This is a genomic window from Nocardia sp. NBC_00511, from assembly GCF_045161165.1.
Classification (GTDB): Bacteria; Actinomycetota; Actinomycetes; order Mycobacteriales; family Mycobacteriaceae; genus Nocardia.
Map to the genome: position 1 here is coordinate 1,952,421 of NZ_CP107849.1, position 20,569 is coordinate 1,972,989.

Sequence of the window (20,569 nt, forward strand, 5' to 3'; positions counted from 1 at the left end):
TCCGCCGCCCGATCAGCTCGCCGTCAGGAGATTGTGGACGGGGAGGATCGTGACCTCAGGGGGCTCCGGGGTCTCCCACACATCGGTGACCCGGATACCGGATTCGGTGGGGGTGACCCAGCGGCACACCGGGAACGTCACGGTAGGACGTTGGGAAACCACGCCGACCGGCGACGATGCGGGCGAACCCGGTGTGCCCACAGCGGATTGGACTCGTCGCGGCGATAGACGGTGAGCTGCCCCACGACCGAGAAACGCAATCGTGTTGCGGCACCGGCGACTTCGCCGTCGGTGGCCAGACGCTCCGGAGTGGGCAGCCGCACCAACAGGTCCGAGGTGCGGTGTTCGCCGTAGACCTGGCTGCGGCCGATCGTCGAGGACAGCAGGGCGAACGCGGCCCGGGTGCGTGAGAACGCCACATCGGCCCGCAACCAGCGGACGTCCAGCAGTCCACTGTCGAGGCTGTCGCGGAAGGCGGGCACCGCGCCACGCGGGTGATACGTGCCGTTGCCGACGAATACGAACCACACCGTCCGGCGGTGGCCGTCGAGATCGATCTCCAGCGGCTGCGAGCGGCGCAGGGTGACCGCGAGCGCGGCGACGAACGCGGGCCACTTGCCCCAGCGCCGCTGCCACTGTTCCCGCCGCCGGACCAGATCGGGGTACGCACCGAGGCTGGCGGTGTTGATCAGCACCCGGGTGTGTTCGGTTGCGCCGTCGGTGTAGTCGACGCGCACGATATCGACACCGACGGCCTCGCCGGTCGCGGTCGCGTCGGACACCTCGCGCAGGTCGTATACGCCCAGGTCGCGGGCGAAATGATTGAGGGTGCCGGTGGGCGCGACGGCCAATGGGAGATCGTGGCGCAGCGCGGCCGCGGCCACGGCGGCCACCGTGCCGTCCCCGCCCGCGACGCCCAGCGCCAGCACCGGTGCGGTGCTCGCCGCGAGCACGCTCTCGAGCTGCTCGCCGAGATCCCGGTCGGGCTCGGTGCGTACCAGGACGGCAGCGGGCAGCAGTTCGGCGAGTTCGGCCATCGGATCGTGGTTCGCGTCCCCGGACGCCGGATTCACCAGCATGACAAGGCCTTTGCCGTCCGGCAGCATCGGAGCCTCGCGGATGGTGGCCCGCGCCTCGTCGGATTCCCGCACCGGCCACCAGCGCCGCGTCGCGAGCGCGACCCCGGAGCCCACCGCGAGACCGACCAGCACATCCGAGCCCCAGTGCGCGCCGGTGTGTACCCGGGAATAGGCGACACCCGCCGCCACCGGAGCCAGCACCACTGCGGTGCGCGGACTTTCGAGAGCGACCGCCGTCACGAAGGCGGCAGCGGCGGCACTGTGCCCGGACGGGAAGGACGACGAGGACGGCACCGGAACCAACCGGCGATACGGCGGCAGCACATCCGCCGCCGGACGCCGCCGCGCGAAAATCGGCTTCAGCACGGCGTTGACCGTGAAACTCGCGCCCGCTACCGCCATCACCCCGCGCACCGCCGCCCGGCGCGGCGTACCCGCCCGGGTGGACAGCAGTGTCGCGGACAACAGCCACAGCATGCTGTGATTCGCGCTGCTGGTCAGCCACAGCAGCCCGCGGTCCGCACGGGACTCGGGCAGACCGGCGATCGCACGCGTCACCGCCCGATCGGCTCGCCCGACCCGGCGGACATGACCTCGCACCCAGGAATCCATTCGATCAACCTTAGCCCGCTCGCTGAGATCGAGCCCGAGCCACCGGCCGGCCCGACCGGATCCACGGGCCGCTCGCACGGCACCGCGGACACCGAATTCAGGTGCGAGATATCGCCATCGGCGACGAGCGACCCGGCCCTCACTCCTGGTTGGGCAGCACCAGTATCTTCACGTGTTCCTTCGGGTCGCGCAGGGTCGCGAAAGCGTCTGCGACACCGTCGAGTCCGACCCGGCCGGTGATGATCGCCTCGGCGTCGACAATGCCGCGCGCCAGCCGGTCCAGGGTGATGTCGTAGGCGTTCTCGTACGGCCCGTGCCCGAAATTGATGGCGATGCGCCGGAATTGGCCGACCACCGGGATGATCGTCTCGTCCGCGAACGGCGCGGCCAGCACCTGGATGCGGGAATTGAACGGCATCTCGTGCATCAGTGAGTTGAGCACCCCCGCACGACCGCTGCACTCGTAGGCGATGAGCACACCCGCCGCCGCGTCCCCGACGAGCGTATTGCCCTCGGCGACCAGGCTGTTCCACAGCGCGATCGGATCCTGCGCAGCCGGATCGACCACGATGTCCGCACCCATGAGCGCGGCCAGCTCCCGGCGCTTGGGCGACGGCTCCGACGCGATCACCACCCGCGCGCCCTTCGCCTTGGCCGCCAAGATGGCACCGAGACCGATGGTGCCGCAACCGATCACCAGCGCCGAGTCCGCGGCGGTGAGCCCGGACTGCTGCACATGCATCTCACCGACGTGCAGCGGCTCGGCCAGCGTCGCGTGCTCGAGCGAGAGCCCCGCGGGCACCTGCCGCACCCAGTAGGCGTCCACCACGATGGATTCGCCGAAGGCCCCGTGATATTCGTTCGAATACCCGATGATCGTCGGAATTCCGGTGCTGGTGTCGGTGGCCAGACCGATGCCCGCCACCCGGTCTCCGACGGCGAAATCGGTTACTCCCGTGCCGATCTCGGTGACCAGGCCCGCGTACTCGTGTCCGAGCACCACCGGCCGCTCGGTGTCGAAGGTGGCCAGCGGGTATCCGCCCGCCTCCGCCACGTGCACGAACCGGCAGGGATCCTTCGACATCGACAGGTCACTGCCGCAGATTCCGCAGGCGTGCACCGCGATTCGCAGCTGACCGGGACCGAGCGCGGGCGGCTCGGCGACCTCGGCCGGGGTGAACTCGCCGTCGGCGTACTGGACTGCGCGCATGGTTCAGGCTCCCTGGACGGCATTGCCGTAGTAGTCGGTGTGAGCCTTGGTGATCGCGGTGACCAGCTGACCGATCAGCAGTTCGCGATTGTCCGCGGCGAATTGCAAACTGGCCTCGCGGCCGCGATTGCGGTTCTTGAAATGCGGGATGACCTCGGAGGCGAACAGCTCGTAGCTGCGTTTGGTGTCGGCCCAGTCCGCCATGTCCACGTGCAGCACGAGCATGGTGCCGAAGCCGCCGGTCTTCTCGATCATCCGCTCGATCTGGGCGATGGCCTCGTCGGGCGTGCCGATGATGGCCTGACCGAATTCGCCGAGATTGTCATTGCGCCACTGGTCGATGATCCCCTTCGGGGTCTCGGCCCAGGCCGGGTTGTCGCCGATCTGCCGGTTCACGTAGGCCGCCATCGAACCGATGCGACGGCTCACCGCGCGCTCGGCGTCGGCGCGGGTCTCGGCCAGGAACATGGGATTGACCAGTCGCCAGCGCGCCCGGTCGGCCGTGTGTCCGTGCTCGGCACAAGCCTTTTCGTAGACGCCCCAGTTGCGGTCGAGGGTGTCGAAACCCGCGGGCGAGCTGGCCGCGAGCGACAGCAGTGACAGTCCGTGGGTTCCGGCCAGCACGGAACCGTTGGGGGAGATGGTCGAGGCGGTCGCGATCTCGATGCCCGCCGGATCGTAGGTGGGTAGCTGGGCGCGCGCGTCACGCAGGGTGAACCAGTCGGTGCTCATGTTCACCACCTCGCCGCGCAGCAGCGGCAGCAACGCCTCGAGCGCCTCGCCCTGGCGGCGACGCTGATCCGACGGGTCGATGCCCATCATGTGCGCGTCGAGGGGGATCTTGCCGGGCCCGGTACCGAAGATGAGCCGTCCGCGGGTCTGCAGATCCAGCTGCGTGATGCGGTCGGCCGTGACCAGAGGGTGGTGATACGGCAGCGACACCACGCCGGTGCCGAAGCGGATGCGCTCGGTGCGTTCGGCCGCCGCGGCGATGAAAAGGTCGGGGGCGGGCACGATTTCGGCTCCGGTGGAGTGGTGCTCGCCCATCCACGCCTCGTCGAAACCGAGGTGGTCGAGGTGCTCCATGAGGTCGATGTCGCGGCGCAGCTGTAGCGCCGGGTCCGCGTTGAGTGGGTGATAGGGGGCGAGGAAGGCCCCGAACTTCATCGAGCTGGCGGTCCACATGGTCTGTCGTTCTCCTGCCGAAGAGGTGGGTTATGAGCTGGCTCACATCCCGGTGCTTCATGACTAACATGGATCAAGTGATCCAAAAGTGGACCGTCTCACTGAGTGGTCACGCGGCATATCAGCGGGTTAAGAGCTTGTAGTGGCGGCAAATTCGCTGGTGTCGACCGTGATTGATTGGATCGATCGAACCAGATATGCCAAGCTCGTCGCATGACCGCATCGACACAGAATCGCCAGGGGACAGCGACCCGGACGAAGCTGTTGAAGACCGCCGAGCGACTCTTCGCCGAGCAGGGCGTGGACGCCGTGTCGATCCGCGCGATCAACGCGGCGGCGGGACTGGGACCGGCGTCGGTCAACTACCACTTCGGCACCAAGGACGATCTGCTCGCCGCGGTCCTGCTCGATCTGGGTGCGTCCGTTCGTGATCGGATCCGGGAGAACACCGCGGTGCTCGCGGACTCCCCGCAGCCGCCGACCGCCGAGGAGCTGGTGCGGGCGGTGACCGTGCCTTACCGGGAACTACTGGCGCGACAGCGAACCCGGGGAATGCGATGGATCAAGATCATCGCGCAGCTTTCCAGTCAACGGCACCCGGCACTGGACGCGGCCGAGCGACAGGTCCGAGAGGAATTGCTGATCCAGGTCCGCCGCGCGTTCCCGCACTCGGATCCCACGCGGCTGGAACCCCGCTGGGCGGTCGCGCTGATGGGGTTCCTGCAGGCGATGAGCCGCGCCGACGAATGGAATCCCTACCGAACCCCTTTGCCCGCCGGTGAATTGGACTCCTTCCACGAGGATCAGGTCAGCTTCCTCATCGGCGGCATCGACCGCCTGCTCGGCTGAAAGTGTCTGCCTGATTGCATAAATCGCGAATTGCATACCTTGCGGAATTCTTCAGCAAACCAGCGATAGTGGTCGTCGAGCGGGCGTAGCGTCTCGGCTCACCGAGACCCGTTGCGGCGGGGGAGAGAGGAAATGTCATGGCGGACATGGACGTTGCTTTGAAGGAAATGATGTTGCTCGACGGCGCGCTGGGCGCGGCGGTCGTCGATTACGGGAGCGGGATGCCGCTCGGGGTGATGGGCGGATCGCGCGACCTGGACCTGGAGGTCGCCGCCGCGGGAAACACCGAAGTGGTGCGGGCCAAACTGCGCACCATCGAACAGTTGGGCCTCGACGAGGGCATCGAGGACATGTTGATCACCCTCGGCGGGCAGTACCACCTGATCCGGCCGATCCGCGGCGGACGCCGGGCCAAGCACCTGTTCCTGTACCTGGCGCTGGATCGGCAGCGCGGCAATCTCGCGCTCGCGCGCCACCGTCTCAACGATATCGAGGCGGAACTGGAAATCTGAGCGCCGCATACGAATCTGCCTCGCCTGAGCGGCCGAATACGGCCGCCATGGTTGCTAAACTCCGCACCCGGGAGTGCGATCGGTCCGGGTCGTGCCGTCTCAGCGGAAGGGGTGGCGACGCATGCCATCGATGCAGCGGCCGCTCTATCAGATGAAGGCGGACTTCTTCAAAACTCTGGGACATCCCGTACGCATCCGGGTTCTCGAATTGCTGAGCCTGCGCGAGCACGCCGTATCGGAAATGCTCGACGAGATCGGCATTGAGGCAGCAAATCTTTCGCAACAGCTGTCTATCCTTCGGCGCGCCGGTCTGGTCACCGCACGCCGCGAGGGACTATCAGTAACCTATGCGCTCACCTCGCCGCAGGTCGCCGAATTGCTCGCGGTCGCTCGGGCCATTCTCACCGGCGTGGTCGCCGGACAGGCCGAGGTTCTCGGCCAACCCGCCTGACCGGGCACCGTCCCCTGCCGGACGCCACCACGACATCCATCGTTCGCCGGGGGCTGCGAGACTCGCCGCCGCGCCGGACCGACACGGGAAACCCGCCGGTCCGCGCGCGGATTCAAGCAGGCGAGTCGGCGACCGCGGCCCGAATGGGTCGGCGGCGCAGAAGGATTGTGCGGTGCGATACCCCTCGGTTGTACGTCGGGCGGCGGCAGTGGTGACGGCGATGGGTGTCCTCGGCGCGCTGCTGTCGGCGGGACCACCCACCGCCCGCGCCGAACCGGGCCAGGCGGTACCACCGGTCCCCGCCACCACGGCGCCCGACGGTTCCCGCATCCTCGATATCAGCGTGGTCGACGACCGGCATCTGCTGATGACGGTGTTCTCGGCGGCCATGAACACCGAGCTACAGGTGGAAGTGGATCGGCCCGTGGATATTTCGGCCCCCCGGCCGGTGCTGTATCTGCTCAGCGGTGGCAGCGGCGGGATCGGGCAGGCGTCCTGGGATCGGCAGACCGGTGCGAGCGAATTCCTCACCGGCAAGAACGTGAACGTGGTGCAGCCGCTGGGCGGGGCCGGATCCTATTACGCGGATTGGCGTTCGCCGGACCCGTTCCTGGGCGTCGTGAAATGGAAGACGTATCTGACCGACGAGCTACCCCCGCTCATCGACAGCGCACTCGGCACCACCGGGGTGAATGCCATTGCGGGCGTATCGATGTCGGGGACCTCGGTGCTGCAATTGGCCATCGCCAAGCCCGGCCTCTACCGTTCGGTCGCCTCCTACAGCGGGTGCGCGCAGATCTCGGACGCGCTCGGTCAGGCCTATGTTCGCCTCACCTCCGCCTACAGCGGCGGCGACGCCGGGAACATGTACGGCCCGCCCGGAGATCCCATGTGGAGCGCCAACGATCCCTTCACGCACGCGGAGGGCTTGCGGGGCATGGACATCTACCTCTCCAGCGGCAATGGCATGCCCGGGCCCTACGACAAGGCCGGAGACCGGCACCTCGTCGGCGGTGGCGACGCGCTCGCCAATCAGATCCTGGTCGGCGGGATGATCGAGGTCGCGGTCGATCAGTGCACGCGCAATCTCGCCGCTCGCCTCGCCGACCTCGACATCCCGGCCACGGTGGAACTGCGCCCCTACGGCACCCACTCCTGGGGTTACTGGGCCGACGAACTGCACGCCTCCTGGCCGCTGCTGGCCCACAGCCTCGACCTTCAGGCCAGCTAGCCGAGTCCGAATTCATCGACGCCCAGGGCGCATCGATTTCCGCTGTGTCGCAATCGATATCGACTGTGCCGAGCGGATTCGGGTCTGGGGAAGACACCGCTGAAACTGGGAGTTCGGTGTGAATTCTCGCCGAGGGGTGGCGTCGGGTGCCAGGAATGTGCTGGGGCGGCATGCCTATGGTGGATCGGTGCGCGATCGACACTCGGCTCCGGCCCCGGCGGTTCTGGTGGTGGACGATGAGCCCAATATTCGGGACCTGCTCGGATCCGTCCTGCGGATGAGCGGGTTCGAGGTGCGGCTCGCCGACAGCGGGCTCGCGGCGCTGGCCGCCGCCGAAGCGAATCCGCCCGACCTGGTGGTGCTCGACGTGATGCTGCCCGACCTCGACGGGTACACCGTGGCGCGGCGGCTGCGGAACGCGGGCAATCAGGTGCCGGTGCTGTTCCTGACCGCGCGCGACGCGGTCAAGGACCGGATCGAGGGGCTCACCGCGGGCGGCGACGACTACGTCACCAAGCCGTTCAGCCTCGAGGAGGTGGTGCTGCGCGTGCAGGCCATCGTGCGTCGCACCGCGGGCCCGCCGGAACCCGGTGACCTGCTGCGGTACGCCGATCTGGAGATGGACATCGCCTCGCACAGCGTGCACCGCGGTGGCACGCCGATCTGGTTGTCCGCCACCGAATTCAACCTGCTGCACTACCTGATGACCAATGCCGAGAAGGTGGTCAGCAAACGGCAGATCCTCGACACGGTCTGGGACTCCGCCGAGGGGCGCGGCGATCGGGTGGTGGAGACCTTCATCAGCCAGGTGCGCCGCAAGGTCGAGGGCGACGGTCCGGCGCTGATCCACACCGTGCGCGGCGTCGGCTACTCGCTGCGCCGCGGCGGCGAGCGCCGGTGAACCGACTCCGGCACCGCTGGACGCTGCGCACTCGGCTGCTGGTCGCGGTGCTGGGCATCACGGCGATCGGGCTGGCGGGTTCGGGCCTGCTGGCCGCCACCATGCTCGACCGCGCCGAACTCGCCCGCATCGACGGACAATTGCAGACGGTGGCCGCCGACATGTCCGCGCGGACCCGGCCACCACCACCCCCGCCACCGGCCGCGTCGAGCGAGGATCAGGTGCCCTCGCCGTTCCGGGTGCTGTTCTTCGACACCGCCGGGACGCCCAGCAATCGGATCGGCAGCGCGGCCTCGCTGCCCGAATTGCCCGCTATGGACGTCGAATCCGTGCGGGCCCGTGGCGATCACACGTTCACGGTGCCGTCGGGGGACGGCCGCTACGAGTGGCGGGTGCGCACCGCCTATCAGCCGCCCATGGCCGCCGAGCCCGATGGCGGCACGGTCGCGGTCGTCATGTCTCTCGACACCTATCAGGCCACGCTGCGGCAGCTGCGGACCATCGAGGTAATCGCCGGACTGACGCTGCTGGCGGTGCTGGGCGCGCTGGCGACCTGGCTGGTGCGGATCGGATTGCGGCCGCTGACCCGTATCGAGCACACCGCGCAGGCCATCGCCGGGGGTGAACTCGATCGCCGTGTGGCGCAGACGGATTCGCGCACCGAGGTGGGGCGGTTGGGCGGGGCGTTCAACACCATGGTCGAGCGGCTGTCCACGGCGCTGCGGGGTCTGGGCGAATCCGAGTCGCGGATGCGGTTGTTCGTCGCCGACGCCTCCCACGAACTGCGCACCCCGCTGACCTCCATCCGCGGCTACGCCGAGCTGTACCGGCACGGCGGCGCACACGACGAAGCGGACGTCGCTCGAATGATGGGGCGCATCGAGGACGAGGCCATCCGGATGGGTCTGCTCGTCGACGACCTGCTGCTGCTGGCACGACTGGACGAGGAACGGCCGATGGATCTGGCCGGGATCGACCTCGCCGCGCTCGCCGACGAGGTGGTGCAGGACGCGCGGGCTCGGCGGCCGGAAAGGACTGTGCGGCTCAGTGTTCCGGGTGGCCCGGTGCGGATCGTCGGGGACGGGCACCGCATCCGGCAGGTGCTGACCAATCTCGTCGGCAACGGTCTGACACACACGCCGTCCGACGCGGTGGTGGAGGTCAGCGTGGCCCGCGCGCCCGCACCCTCGTCCGAAGGCGTGGCGGCCGAAGCGGGAGCGGCGACACCCGATGCGGCGGAGCTGATCATCATCGAAGTGCGCGACAACGGTCCCGGCATCGCGGCGGACAAGGCCGCGCATGTCTTCGACCGCTTCTACCGGGTCGACGAATCCCGTTCCCGCGCCGGCGGTTCCGGACTCGGCCTGGCTATCGCCAGTGCGATTCTGGCCGCGCACGGGGCCCGCATCCAATTGCTCACGGCGGTGGGGGAGGGCACCCGGTTCCGGATCCTGTTCGCACCCGAGGACCTGCCCTAGCGCCGACTCACAGCGTCCTGCCAGACGGACGCGAGGTTGGCGCGAGGCCGCCTGCCTAGGCTGCCCGGGATTGTCGAATGCGAAGGGACGGTTATGGTGTCGATGTCGGGTGTGGTGGGGGACGAACAGGACCTCGCCACGCGACCGGTCCGGTTCGGCCGGGAGCGGCTGTCGCTGATCGGGCTGCTGGTCGCCACCGCGGTGCTCTACCTTTGGGGGTTGGCCGGGGCGGGCTGGACCAACGAGTTCTACGCCGCCGCCGCGCAGGCGGGCACCCGCAGCTGGAAGGCGCTGCTGTTCGGGTCCCTGGACGCGGGCAATGCCATCACCGTCGACAAGCCGCCCGCCGCCATGTGGGTGATGGGAATCTCGGGGCGGCTGTTCGGATTTCACGTGTGGTCGTTGCTGTTGCCGCAGGCGCTGATGGGCGTCGGCACGGTGGCGCTGCTGTACGCGGGCGTGCGCCGCTGGGGCGGACACGCCGCCGCGTTGGTCGCGGGCGCTGTCCTGGCATCGACCCCGGTCGCGGCCTTGATGTTCCGGTACGACAATCCCGACGCGCTGCTCACCCTCCTGCTCGTCGCGGCGGCCTACTGCGCGGTGCGGGCGGTGGACGCGCGCACGACCGGGTGGTGGTCGGCGAGCACCGGCTGGCTGGTGTTGTGCGCTGCCGCACTGGGTTTCGGGTTCCTGACCAAGATGCTGCAGGCGTTCCTGGTGCTGCCGGGATTCGCGCTGGTGTTCCTGATCGCCGGTGCGGGCGGACTCTGGTCGCGGGTGGTCAAACTGCTCACCGCCGGTGTCGCCCTGCTGATCGCCAGCGGCTGGTACGTGGCGCTGGTGGCGCTGTGGCCCGCCGACTCCCGGCCCTACATCGGCGGCTCGACCTCGAACAGCCTGTGGCAGTTGGCCATCGGATACAACGGGATGGGACGACTGCTCGGCGGGCACGGCAACCCCGGCAGCGGCATGAGCAAACCCGCCGACTTCTCGATGGGACCCGGATTCGGTGAGGACGCCGGGATCACCCGCCTGTTCCGCGGCTACATGGGCACCGATATCTCCTGGCTGCTGCCCGCCGCACTGATCGGCTTGGTGGCCGGACTGTGGCTGACCCGCCGCGCCGTCCGCACCGACACCACCCGTGCGGCATTCGTGCTGTGGGGCGGCTGGCTGCTGGGCACGGGCCTGGTGTTCTCCTACATGAGCGGCATCATCCACTCGTACTACACAGTGGCATTGGCACCGGGGATCGCCGCGCTGGTCGGCCTCTCGGTGTGCGAACTGTGGTCGCGGCGAGAGCATTTCGCCGCCCGCGCCACCATGGCCGCGATGTCGCTGACCACCGGCGTGTGGGCCTGGGCGCTGCTGCACCGCACCCCCGACTGGCTGCCCTGGCTGCGGTGGGCGGTGCTGATCGGCTCGGTGCTCGTCGCGGCCGTACTGCTGTCGGGTGTGATGCGATCGGCACGGTCAGCGGCGACGGCGGCCGCTGCGGCTCTGGTGCTCGGGCTGGCCGCACCGGCCGCCTGCACGATCGACACCATCGCCCGCACCCATACCGGCGGCATCCCGAATTCGGGCCCGGCCAAGAGCATGATGCCGCCCATGTTCGGCGGCGGCATCATGAGCACCGAACTCGACCATTTGATCGGTGACGCACCACAGCGCTGGTCGGCCGCCATGGTCGGCGCGGGCGAGACCTCCGAACTCGAATTGCGCACCGGCAGATCGGTAATGGCCCTGGGCGGCTTCACCGGCAGCGACGACTACCCGTCCCTCGCCCAGTTCCAGCGCTACGTGACAGACGGCCGGATCGCCTACCTGATCCTCGACGAACGCCCCGGCCGCTTCCACCCGAAGATGCGACCCACCGACTCCTACGCCGACCTGATCACCGCCTGGGTGAAGGCGACCTATCCGGCGACGAAGATCGGCGACGCGACGGTCTACGACCTGACCACCGCTGCTCACTGAGGACCGCGCCGGCCATCACATTCGCTACGCGCTCAGCTCGGGTTCGGTTCGGTGAGTTTGGCGTGCAGCGCTTTCAGGGTGCGCAGGGTGGCTTCGACGTCGGCTTCGGGGAGGTCGCCGAAGCCGGTCAGTTCGGAGTTCTCGACCAGGGTTTTGGCTCGGCCGAGGAGTTTTCGGCCCTCGGGGGTGAGGGTGAGGGTGTGTTGGCGGCGGGAACTCGGGGAGACCGCCACGTCGATCCAGCCGCTGCGGCGGGCGATGTCGATCTGCCTGCTGACCGCGCTCTTCGCGATACCCAGGCGGTCGGCGAGCAGTTGCTGGGAGGGCACCTCGTCGCTGGCCTCGAAGAGGCGGAGCAGGGTGAATTGGCTGAGGCTGATGCCCAATTCGCCACGGAACATGGCATCGCCGCGGCGGTCGATCAGGGCGACCACCCGGTGCAGGTAGTGGCCGATCTCGCTGTAGTACTCGCTCGAACGTCGCATGGCCCCACCGTACCGGAGGTTCTTCAAAGAACGGTTCACCATAGGACGGTTCACATAAGAACGATACTGCTACGCTGGTGATCGAACCGCTTCGTACGCAATCCGATTCAGCGCAGGGGTCACCATGAACCGTCCGGAAGTTCTCCGCACCGCGCACAACGGCGATGTCGAACTCGCCTACGAAGTCTTCGGGCCCGACACCGGCCGCCCGCTGCTGCTGATCATGGGACTCGGCATGCAGATGCTGCTCTGGAACGACGACTTCTGTAATGACCTGGTGGGCAAGGGATTTCAGGTGATCCGCATGGACAATCGGGATACCGGGCTGTCCTCGCACCTGGAACGGTTGGGGGAGCCCAAGCTGTGGGACATGATCCTGCGGCCGCGCGTCGCGGCGCGGTACTCGCTCAGTGACATGGCCGCCGACGCACTCGCCGTCCTCGACGACATGGGTTGGGAGAGCGCCAATATCGTCGGTGGCTCACTGGGCGGCATGATCGCGCAGACCCTCGCCATCGAGCATCCGCGGCGCGTGCGCTCGCTGGTGTCGATCATGTCCTCACCCTCGGCGCGCATCGGACGGGCCACCATCCGCACCAGCATGAAGATGGGCGAACTGAGCCAGCGGCCGATCCGCTCGGCGATGGAAGCCGGTGAGCGAATGCTCGAGATCTACGGGTTCATCGGGACTCCGGCGGCGAACTATCCCCTGGATACCGGGTGGCTCACCGAGGTCGGCGCGCGCAGTTTCGAACGCGCCCACGACCCGGCCGGGAAACTCCGTCAGCAGGCCGCCATGCTGGCCGCGCCCGACCGCACCGCGGAGCTGCGCAAGGTGTCGATCCCGACCGTGGCCATGCACGGCGACGCCGACATCCTCATCCGCCCGCGTGGCGGTGAGGCGACGGCGGCCGCGGTGCCGGGCGCGCGGCTGGTGCTCATGCCGGGCGTCGGGCATGGCGCGTTCCCGCGTGAAGTGTGGCCGACCATGATCGACGGCATCACCTCGGTCGCGCGCTGACCGGGAGAATCTCGCCGAAAACCCTGGACCGCGCCATAAACAGAATCTATATTCTGTTTATGGCGGCGTCCTTCACAGCTCAGACCATGGCCCTGCACCGCGTGCTCGAATCCGCGCGCCCGGCCGAAACCCGGCTCTTCGTCGATCCGCTGGCGGGCGCGTTCCTGTCACCGCCACTGCGCGGGCTGGCCCGGGTGGCCCGGCTGCCCGTCGTCGGCGGGGTGGTGGAACGGCTCTACGACACGGTGATGCCGGGGCCGCGCCCCTCGGCGATCGCCCGCACCCGGCTCATCGACGACACCATTCGTGAGCAGGTCGCCGACGGGGTCGGGCAGATCGTGGTGCTCGGGGCCGGATTCGACAGTCGCGCTTGGCGTTTGACGGAACTGCGGAACGTGCGGGTGATCGAGGTCGATCAGCCCGCCACACAGCAGGCGAAGACCGACGCGGTGCGGCAGGCGGGCCACGACACCGAGCGCGTGCGGTTCCTGCCGGTGGACTTCGAAACCGATGACCTCGCTACGGCATTGCGAGACGCGGGTGCGCAGGGGTTGCGGACGCTGTTCGTCTGGGAGGGGGTCACCAACTACCTGACCGCCGACGCCGTCGATCGGACTCTCGCCGTGCTGCGCGTGGTCGCCGGGCCCGGCAGTGCCCTGCTGTTCACCTTCGTGCACATCGGCGTGATCGACGGCAGCACAACGTTTCCGGAGGCCGAACGCTGGGTGCGCAATGTGTCGCGGGTGGGGGAGCCGTGGACCTTCGGACTCGACCCCGACCAGCTCACCGGCTACCTCACCGAGCGCGGATACCAGCCGGTCTGGGAGGAATCGACGGCCGCTGCCGGTCACCGCTACTTCCCGCCGCTGGGTCGCGCCGATCGCGCCTCCGAGCTGTATCGCGTTGCGCTGGCACGGATCTCGTGCCCCGCCTGACCGCCGCGGCCGAGCAGCAACGGCGGCGTCGCATCATCGACGCCGCCCTCGACTGCTTCGCCGAACGCGGGCTGCACGCCACCACCATGCAGGACATCTGCCGTGGCTGCGGGTTGAGTCCTGGCGCGGTCTACTGCTGGTACCCGAGCAAAGAGGCGATCATCGACGCGGTCGCCGAGGAGCGGCACCGGCACGAACGCGAACTCCTCGACACGGCACTCACGGCGACGGATCCGCGCAGCGCGCTGCACGCGTTCCTGGACGCGTACTTCGAATGGCTCGCCGACCCCGCCGAACTGCAGCGCCGCCGGGTGAGCGTGCTGGTGTGGGCGGAATCGCTTGTCAATCAACGGATGTGGCCCTCGGTACACGAGGGGCTGGCGCAGCGGGAGCTGGCCGTCGAGGCCATTCGCGCCGGACAGCACGACGGGACCGTGACCGATCGCGCCGACCCCGAGTCCATCACCCGGCTCGCGCTGGCGCTGATCCAGGGCTTCATCCTGCAGCAGGCCTGGGAGCCCGAACTCGACGTCGCGGGCTACCGTCGCGCGCTGAGCCTGGTGGTGGACGCGCTGATCCCGGCACCGGATCGATAACCACTGGGTTGCCGGGGTGTCTAGGATGGGCCACATGCTGGAGGTCAGGCAGTTGAAGATCTTCCGGGCGGTGGCCCGGACCGGGTCCTATTCGGCTGCCGCCCGGCATCTGGGCTATACGCAGCCCGCGATCAGTCAGCAGATCAAGGCGATGGAACGGTCGCTGGGCACCTCCCTGGTGACCCGGTCCGGGCATCAATTGCAGCTCACCGAGGCGGGCGAGGCACTGTGTCGGCACGCGGCGACCGTGCTGGGCAGCCTCGACGCCGCCGAGGCCGAGATTCGCGCCCTCACCGAACTGCGCGCCGGCAAGGTACGGCTGGCCGCGTTCCCCAGCGCCTGCGCGGCACTGGTGCCCAAGGCCATCGCGCGCACGCAGGCCGCCGGGCCAGGGGTGAAAGTGGCGCTCATCGAGGCCGAACCACCGGAGGCGATCGCCAAGGTGCGCGCGGGCGAATGCGAGATCGCGCTGGTCTTCGACTACCCCGACGGACGGGTCCCGGACTCCGAAAGCACCTGTGACGCAGGCAGTCCCGACCTCTCGGACCTCAGCGTGCGAACCCTGTGCACCGACCGCCTGCGGGTGCTGCTGCCGCCGCGGCACCGGCTGGCCGGGACCGCGCGCACCGCACCCGTTCACCTCGGCGAGCTGACCGGGGAGAAATGGATCGCGGGCTGCCCGCAGTGCCGCGGGCATCTCATCGACGCCTGCGCCGAGGCCGGATTCCATCCCGACATCGCCTTCTCGACCGAGAATCTCGGCGCGGTCGTGGGTCTGGTGGCCGAGGGACTCGGGGTGGCGCTCGCCACCGAACTGGCGCTCGCCGGTCTGCCCGCCGGGGCGCCGGTCCGCTCGCTGCCGGTGGAACCGGTGATGGAGCGCCGCATCCTCGCGGTCACGCTGCCCAAACTCGACGGGGTTCCGGTCGTGCACACGGTGATCGGTGAGTTGCAGGCAATCGCACCCATGCTCGAGTCAGCTGTCATTCGCGCGTCGTGAGTTTCCGGGCGCGGCACTCGAATTCGGGTGCGTCCATTATCTGGAGTTTCACCCCCTATTAGCGATGGTTGGGTTTTATCGCCCCAGGTCACAACTCGAGAGTGCTTCGAGCGACTAGTTTGAGAAGTGGAAATACGGTACCGATGCAGGCCTCGACCAAAGGGACAATGATATGGCTATCGCCCCGGAACAGACCCGCATCGACGAGACCGATATCGACCGCTACGACCCGGTCTACCGGGCCTGGCTGCGCGAGGCCGTGCGCAAGGTGCAGGCCGACGGCAACCGCTCCGCCGACACCCACCTGCTCACCATCCCGCTGCCGCCCGAATGGGGTATCGACGTCTACCTGAAGGACGAATCGACCCATCCCACCGGCAGTCTCAAGCACCGCCTGGCGCGCTCGCTGTTCCTGTACGCGCTGTGCAACGGCCGGTTGCGGCCCGGCGCGCCGGTGATCGAGGCGTCCAGCGGATCGACGGCGGTCTCGGAGGCCTACTTCGCCAAGCTGATCGGCGTCCCGTTCATCGCCGTGATGGCCCGCACCACGGTGCAGTCGAAGGTCGACCTCATCGAATTCCACGGCGGCCGTTGCCATCTGGTCGACGACCCGAGCGAGGTATACGAGGTGGCCGCGCGGCTGGCCGAGGAGCTCGGCGGCCACTACATGGACCAGTTCACCTACGCCGAGCGCGCCACCGACTGGCGCGGCAACAACAACATCGCGGAATCCATCTTCCGTCAGCTCGAACAGGAACGCTTCCCGGAGCCGACCTGGATTGTGGCCACCGCCGGCACCGGCGGCACCTCGGCCACCCTGGCCCGCTACGTGCACTACACCCAGCGCGCCACCGGCATCTGCGTCGCCGATCCGGAGAACTCCGCGTTCTTCGAGGGCTGGCGCACCATGGATCGGAACATCCGCTCCGACAAGGGTTCCCGCATCGAGGGCATCGGCCGTCAACGCGTCGAACCCAGCTTCCTGCCGCAGGCCATCGACCGCATGATGCGCGTCCCCGACGCCGCCAGCGTCGCCACCATCCGCACCCTGCAGCGGCTGCTGGGCCGCCGCTGCGGCGCCTCCACCGGCACCGGCGTCTGGGCCGCCTTCCGCATCGTGTCCGAGATGCTCGCGCGCGGAGAACAGGGCAGCGTCGTCACCCTGCTGTGCGATCCCGGCGAGCGCTACCTCGACAAGTACTACTCCGACGCCTGGCTCGCCGAGCAGGGCATCGACCCGACGCCCTACGCCCGGCGGCTCGAGCAGTTCCTGGAGACCGGAGAGTTGGCCTAGCGCAAGTGCAGAGCGGCGGCGGTGAGCCGCCACAATCGATCCGCGGTCGCGTCCAGGGCGGGCCGCGGATCTGCGCGTAGCTGTTGCGCGATGCCGTGGCGCAGGCCACCGATGACGAAGGCTCCGGCGCTGTCGGGGTCGAGGTCGAGGGGAATCTCGCCGGTGGTCTGGCCGCGGCGGATGTTCGCGGCGGCGGCTTCGCTGAGATTGCGGATGTAGAGCGCCTCCACCTCGGCCAGGCCCGGGTCGGGGGCGGTGCGGTTGAGCAGCAGCCAGGCGAGGGGATGCTCGAAGTGGTAGGCGACGAAGCAGCGGGTGCGGGCGCGTTCGCGGGCCGCCCAGGCGGGGTCGTCGGGTAGGCGGTCGTCGGCGGTGGATCGGCTCAGGCCCTCGTAGAAGTCGTCCCAGATCGCTGCCAGCAGACCGACTTTCGAGCCGAAGTGGTGGTAGAGGGCGCCGGTGCTGAGGCCGGTACGACGGGTCAGGGCGCTCAATTCGAGGGTGCCTCCCGCATGGACGAGCTCGTCGCGGGCGGCATCGAGCAACTGTTGACGTCCGATCGGTGCGCGTGCCACCCTCGGAGGATAACAGAACTCGGTTATGTTCGGAGGATGGCGGCATGAGCACGGAAGTATCGGCACTGCGGGATCTGGACGGCGACCTGGCCGGGACCTACCGGCGCACCGAAAGCAGCGGCGGCGGTGTGGATCCCGCGGTCGTGGACGCGGATCTCGCCGCGCTGCGGCGGGACGGCTATGTGATCCTGCGCGATCTGCTCACCCCCGCCGAACTCGACGCCATTCGCGAAAGCGTTGCGCCGCTACTGGATCGGATCGGGCGCAACGGCTTCGAGGGGCGTTCTACCCAGCGGATCTACAGCGTGCTGAACAAGACTCGCAGCTGTGACCGGATCGCCGATCATCCGCGAGTGCTCGCGCTGCTGGATCGGCTGTTCATGCCCAACTATCTGCTGTCCATGCTGCAGGTCATCAATATCCTGCCGGGCGAGCAGGCGCAGATGCTGCACACCGACGACGGCTTCTATCCGCTGCCGCGCCCGCGGGCGGCTCTCGGTGCGGCCACCATCTGGGCCATCGACGACTTCACCGCCGACAACGGGGCCACGGATATCGTTGCGGGAAGCCATCTCTGGGGCAACGAGCTGCCAGACGATACCGCGGTGCGGGAGCCGGTGGTGATGAGTGCCGGATCGTGTGTCTTCTTCCCCGGCACCCTGTGGCACGGTGGCGGTGCGAACCGTTCGGCGAATTCGCGTCTGGCGCTGACCGCTCAGTACTGCGAACCCTGGCTGCGTCCGCAGGAGGCGTTCACGTTGTCGATGACGCGCGATACGGTGCGGGCGGTGTCGGAGGATATTCGGCGAATGCTGGGATACAGCATCCACCCGCCGTTCATCGGTCAGGTGGACGGAATGCATCCCAAGCGCCTATTGGAACCGGGAGCGCAGTCGCTGTAAATCAATTCGCCAATTCGTGGGCGAGTTCGACGGCGGCCTTCATGGTCGGTGCGTAACCGATGCGCCAATCGAGGCGGTCCAGTGGCGTGACCGAGACCTTGTAGCGGTCCTCGACCCGTTCGAACTTCACCGTGGCTCGCTGGCTCAGGGGAACGTGCGACTTCATTGTCCCTCTCCCGACTTTCGACGAGCGTCCGAGATTTGCGAATTCCCGTGGCGCGGGCAATGTCTTTGCTCAGAAACAACTCTATGAAGATCGTCGATCCGCAGGTATGGGCAATTGTCACATTCTTCGGATGCGGCCGCGGCACGGGCATACCCGGGCCTGAACGCGACGATGCCCGGGCGGAAGATCCGCCCGGGCATCGGTTGTTCGTCGTCAGCTATCAGCCGCGGCGGCGTGCGCCGCCTCCGCCACGGGAGAACCCGGCCAGGCCGCCGGTGCTACCGGCCGGAGCCGCCGCGCCGCCGGTGCGTCCCGCGCTACGACCGCGGACAGCACCCTGGCCGCCGCTGCGGCTGCCGTCACCCGCGCCACGCTCGGCGCTCTGCGCGCCGGTGCGGCCCGAGCCCTGGGCCCCGCCGCGTCCGGCACCGCGACCCGCGGGCTGTCCGCCGTCGGTTCGCTTGCGCGACTCACCATTTCCCGCGGCGGCACCAGCGCGGGCGGGCTTGCCGCTGGCGGTTCCGGTGGTCCGGGCGCCGGGCTTGCTGCCCGCGGGACTCTTGCTCGCGTGCGGTCCGGCACCGGCGCGAGTGCGCGGCTTGCCGCGGCTCTCGCCCTGCGGCGCGCCGCCGCCCTGTCCGCGTCGACGCGGACCGCCGCCGCCGTTGCGGCGCGGGGCCTGCGGCTCGGCGATCGGCTCCGCGGACATCGCGACCAGCGGTGCCACATCGCCGACCAGTTCGGCGACCACGGGGGAGCTGGCGGTGACCCGCTGCGGGGTGACGTCGATCTTGGCCTTGCGCATCAGGTCCGCGAGGTCGCGGCGCTGATCCGGCAGCACCAGGGTGATCACGTCGCCCGCGTTTCCGGCGCGCGCGGTGCGGCCCGAGCGGTGCAGGTAGGCCTTGTGCTCGGCCGGGGGATCCACGTGCACGACCAGTTCGACGCCGTCGACGTGCACGCCGCGGGCGGCCACGTCGGTGGCGACGAGCACCTTGGCCGCGCCGGAGGCGAAGGTCGCCAGGTTGCGGTCACGGGCGGGCTGGGCCAGGTTGCCGTGCAGGTCGACGGCCGGGATACCCGAGACCGTCAGCTGCTTGGCCAGCTTGCGCGCCTGATGCTTGGTGCGGGTGAACAGGATTCGACGGCCGGTGCCCGAGGCCAGGCGCTGCAGCACCTCGCGCTTGGTGTCGGCGCCCTGCACCTCGAAGACGTAGTGGGTCATGGCCGCGACCGGCGAGTTGGCCTCGTCGACCGAATGCAGCACGGCCTTCGGCAGGAAGCGCTTGACCAGCTTGTTGACCCCGTTGTCGAGGGTCGCGGAGAACAGCAGTCGCTGCCCGTGCTCGGGGGTGGCCGCCAGAATGCGGGTGACGCCGGGCAGGAAGCCGAGGTCGGCCATGTGGTCGGCCTCGTCGATGACGGTGACCTCGACGGCGTCGAGGCTGATCAGCCCCTGCTTCATCAGGTCTTCCAGGCGACCCGGGCAGGCGATGACGATATCGACGCCGCCCTTGAGCGCCCGGACCTGCCGGTTCTGCGAGACGCCACCGAAGATGGTGGTGACGCTCATCCGGTAGGCGGCCGCGAGGGGTTCCATGGCCGCCGCGATCTGGGTGGCCAGTTCGCGGGTGGGGGCCAGCACCAGGCCGACGGGGCGGCTGGGGGAACGACGGCCCGCGAGCTCGCCGCCGAGGCGGTCGATCATCGGGATGGAGAAGGCGAGGGTCTTGCCGCTGCCGGTGCGGCCACGGCCCAGCACGTCACGTCCGGCCAGCGAATCGGGCAGGGTGTCGGCCTGGATGGGGAAGGGCTCGTTGATCCCGGCCGCGACCAGGGCGCGGACCAGGGGTTCGTGGACGCCGAGCGCGGCGAAGGAGACAGGGGTGGAATTCATATGTGGGGCAGTGCCTTTCGGGCATCGGGGGTGCCCGAGCCGTCAGCGGACAGAGGTCCGCGCCGGGGGCACAGGGTGGCGAGATTGCCAGTGGGCAAAATCGATCGCCGTAAGGAAAGCTGAGCCGCGCAGTGGGGGCTGCTCGAGAGTTGCTAGCGATCTACGACGCTGATGTGAACGTTCACATCCATGATCAACAGCTTGTTCTCCGGA

General features: G+C 68.6%; 21 protein-coding genes. 13 read left to right on the forward strand and 8 right to left on the reverse strand.

Features of this window, described 5'->3' with window-relative positions:
- Positions 1-12: 12 nt before the first annotated feature.
- The 4 genes from OG300_RS09230 to OG300_RS09245 form a co-directional block, all read right to left on the reverse strand.
- Complete coding sequence (locus OG300_RS09230) at positions 13-141, reverse strand: hypothetical protein (protein ID WP_405494161.1); 129 nt, start codon at positions 139-141, stop codon at positions 13-15.
- Positions 138-1,691 (reverse strand): bifunctional phosphatase PAP2/diacylglycerol kinase family protein, encoded by a 1,554-nt coding sequence (locus OG300_RS09235; protein WP_405494163.1) that lies wholly within the window; start codon positions 1,689-1,691, stop codon positions 138-140. The genes OG300_RS09230 and OG300_RS09235 overlap by 4 nt, the downstream gene beginning before the upstream one ends.
- Before the next feature lie 139 nt (positions 1,692-1,830).
- A complete protein-coding gene (locus OG300_RS09240; protein ID WP_405494165.1) occupies positions 1,831-2,901 on the reverse strand; it encodes an alcohol dehydrogenase catalytic domain-containing protein in 1,071 nt (356 codons plus the stop codon).
- Between the two features lie 3 nt (positions 2,902-2,904).
- A complete protein-coding gene (locus OG300_RS09245; RefSeq protein ID WP_405494167.1) occupies positions 2,905-4,086 on the reverse strand; it encodes an LLM class flavin-dependent oxidoreductase in 1,182 nt (393 codons plus the stop codon).
- A 213-nt stretch (positions 4,087-4,299) separates the two neighbouring features.
- On the opposite strand from OG300_RS09245, the gene OG300_RS09250 reads away from it, so the two are divergent.
- The 7 genes from OG300_RS09250 to OG300_RS09280 all read left to right on the forward strand — a co-directional run bounded on the left by OG300_RS09250 (position 4,300) and on the right by OG300_RS09280 (position 11,485).
- Positions 4,300-4,935 (forward strand): TetR/AcrR family transcriptional regulator, encoded by a 636-nt coding sequence (locus tag OG300_RS09250; protein WP_405494169.1) that lies wholly within the window; start codon positions 4,300-4,302, stop codon positions 4,933-4,935.
- 137 nt (positions 4,936-5,072) lie between these two features.
- Positions 5,073-5,447 (forward strand): hypothetical protein, encoded by a 375-nt coding sequence (locus OG300_RS09255; RefSeq protein WP_405494171.1) that lies wholly within the window; start codon positions 5,073-5,075, stop codon positions 5,445-5,447.
- Between the two features lie 121 nt (positions 5,448-5,568).
- Positions 5,569-5,898, forward strand: a complete 330-nt coding sequence (locus tag OG300_RS09260) for an ArsR/SmtB family transcription factor (protein ID WP_405494172.1) — start codon at positions 5,569-5,571, stop codon at positions 5,896-5,898.
- 172 nt (positions 5,899-6,070) lie between these two features.
- Complete coding sequence (locus tag OG300_RS09265) at positions 6,071-7,129, forward strand: alpha/beta hydrolase (protein WP_405494174.1); 1,059 nt, start codon at positions 6,071-6,073, stop codon at positions 7,127-7,129.
- A gap of 187 nt (positions 7,130-7,316) precedes the next feature.
- On the forward strand, positions 7,317-8,030 hold the full coding sequence (locus OG300_RS09270) for a response regulator transcription factor (protein WP_405494176.1): 714 nt from the start codon (positions 7,317-7,319) through the stop codon (positions 8,028-8,030).
- A complete protein-coding gene (locus OG300_RS09275; protein ID WP_405494178.1) occupies positions 8,027-9,508 on the forward strand; it encodes a sensor histidine kinase in 1,482 nt (493 codons plus the stop codon). The genes OG300_RS09270 and OG300_RS09275 overlap by 4 nt, the downstream gene beginning before the upstream one ends.
- Positions 9,509-9,601: 93 nt before the next feature.
- Entirely contained in the window at positions 9,602-11,485 is a 1,884-nt protein-coding gene (locus OG300_RS09280) for an ArnT family glycosyltransferase (protein WP_405494180.1), read from the forward strand.
- A 32-nt stretch (positions 11,486-11,517) separates the two neighbouring features.
- On the opposite strand, the gene OG300_RS09285 is transcribed toward OG300_RS09280, so the two are convergent.
- The gene (locus OG300_RS09285; RefSeq protein WP_405494182.1) at positions 11,518-11,970 is read right to left on the reverse strand and encodes a MarR family winged helix-turn-helix transcriptional regulator; all 453 of its coding nucleotides are present in this window, start codon (positions 11,968-11,970) and stop codon (positions 11,518-11,520) included.
- A gap of 124 nt (positions 11,971-12,094) precedes the next feature.
- On the opposite strand from OG300_RS09285, the gene OG300_RS09290 reads away from it, so the two are divergent.
- The 5 genes from OG300_RS09290 (at position 12,095) to OG300_RS09310 (ending at position 16,816) form a co-directional block, all read left to right on the forward strand.
- Entirely contained in the window at positions 12,095-12,991 is an 897-nt protein-coding gene (locus OG300_RS09290; protein ID WP_405494184.1) for an alpha/beta fold hydrolase, read from the forward strand.
- Between the two features lie 59 nt (positions 12,992-13,050).
- A complete protein-coding gene (locus tag OG300_RS09295) occupies positions 13,051-13,926 on the forward strand; it encodes a class I SAM-dependent methyltransferase (RefSeq protein WP_405494186.1) in 876 nt (291 codons plus the stop codon).
- Positions 13,914-14,522, forward strand: coding sequence for a TetR/AcrR family transcriptional regulator (locus OG300_RS09300; protein ID WP_405494188.1), 609 nt, complete (start codon positions 13,914-13,916; stop codon positions 14,520-14,522). The genes OG300_RS09295 and OG300_RS09300 overlap by 13 nt, the downstream gene beginning before the upstream one ends.
- Before the next feature lie 34 nt (positions 14,523-14,556).
- Complete coding sequence (locus tag OG300_RS09305; RefSeq protein ID WP_405494190.1) at positions 14,557-15,522, forward strand: LysR family transcriptional regulator; 966 nt, start codon at positions 14,557-14,559, stop codon at positions 15,520-15,522.
- A gap of 172 nt (positions 15,523-15,694) precedes the next feature.
- Positions 15,695-16,816, forward strand: a complete 1,122-nt coding sequence (locus tag OG300_RS09310) for a PLP-dependent cysteine synthase family protein (RefSeq protein ID WP_405494192.1) — start codon at positions 15,695-15,697, stop codon at positions 16,814-16,816.
- On the opposite strand, the gene OG300_RS09315 is transcribed toward OG300_RS09310, so the two are convergent.
- Complete coding sequence (locus tag OG300_RS09315; protein ID WP_405494194.1) at positions 16,813-17,391, reverse strand: TetR/AcrR family transcriptional regulator; 579 nt, start codon at positions 17,389-17,391, stop codon at positions 16,813-16,815. The genes OG300_RS09310 and OG300_RS09315 overlap by 4 nt on opposite strands.
- Positions 17,392-17,435: 44 nt before the next feature.
- On the opposite strand from OG300_RS09315, the gene OG300_RS09320 reads away from it, so the two are divergent.
- The gene (locus tag OG300_RS09320; protein WP_405494196.1) at positions 17,436-18,293 is read left to right on the forward strand and encodes a phytanoyl-CoA dioxygenase family protein; all 858 of its coding nucleotides are present in this window, start codon (positions 17,436-17,438) and stop codon (positions 18,291-18,293) included.
- Between the two features lies 1 nt (position 18,294).
- Here the strand turns inward: OG300_RS09320 and OG300_RS09325 are convergent, their stop codons facing one another.
- On the reverse strand, positions 18,295-18,459 hold the full coding sequence (locus OG300_RS09325) for a hypothetical protein (protein ID WP_405494198.1): 165 nt from the start codon (positions 18,457-18,459) through the stop codon (positions 18,295-18,297).
- Between the two features lie 220 nt (positions 18,460-18,679).
- Positions 18,680-20,356: a DEAD/DEAH box helicase gene (locus tag OG300_RS09330; protein WP_405494200.1), complete on the reverse strand. Its 1,677-nt coding sequence runs from the start codon at positions 20,354-20,356 to the stop codon at positions 18,680-18,682.
- Positions 20,357-20,569 lie beyond the last annotated feature (213 nt).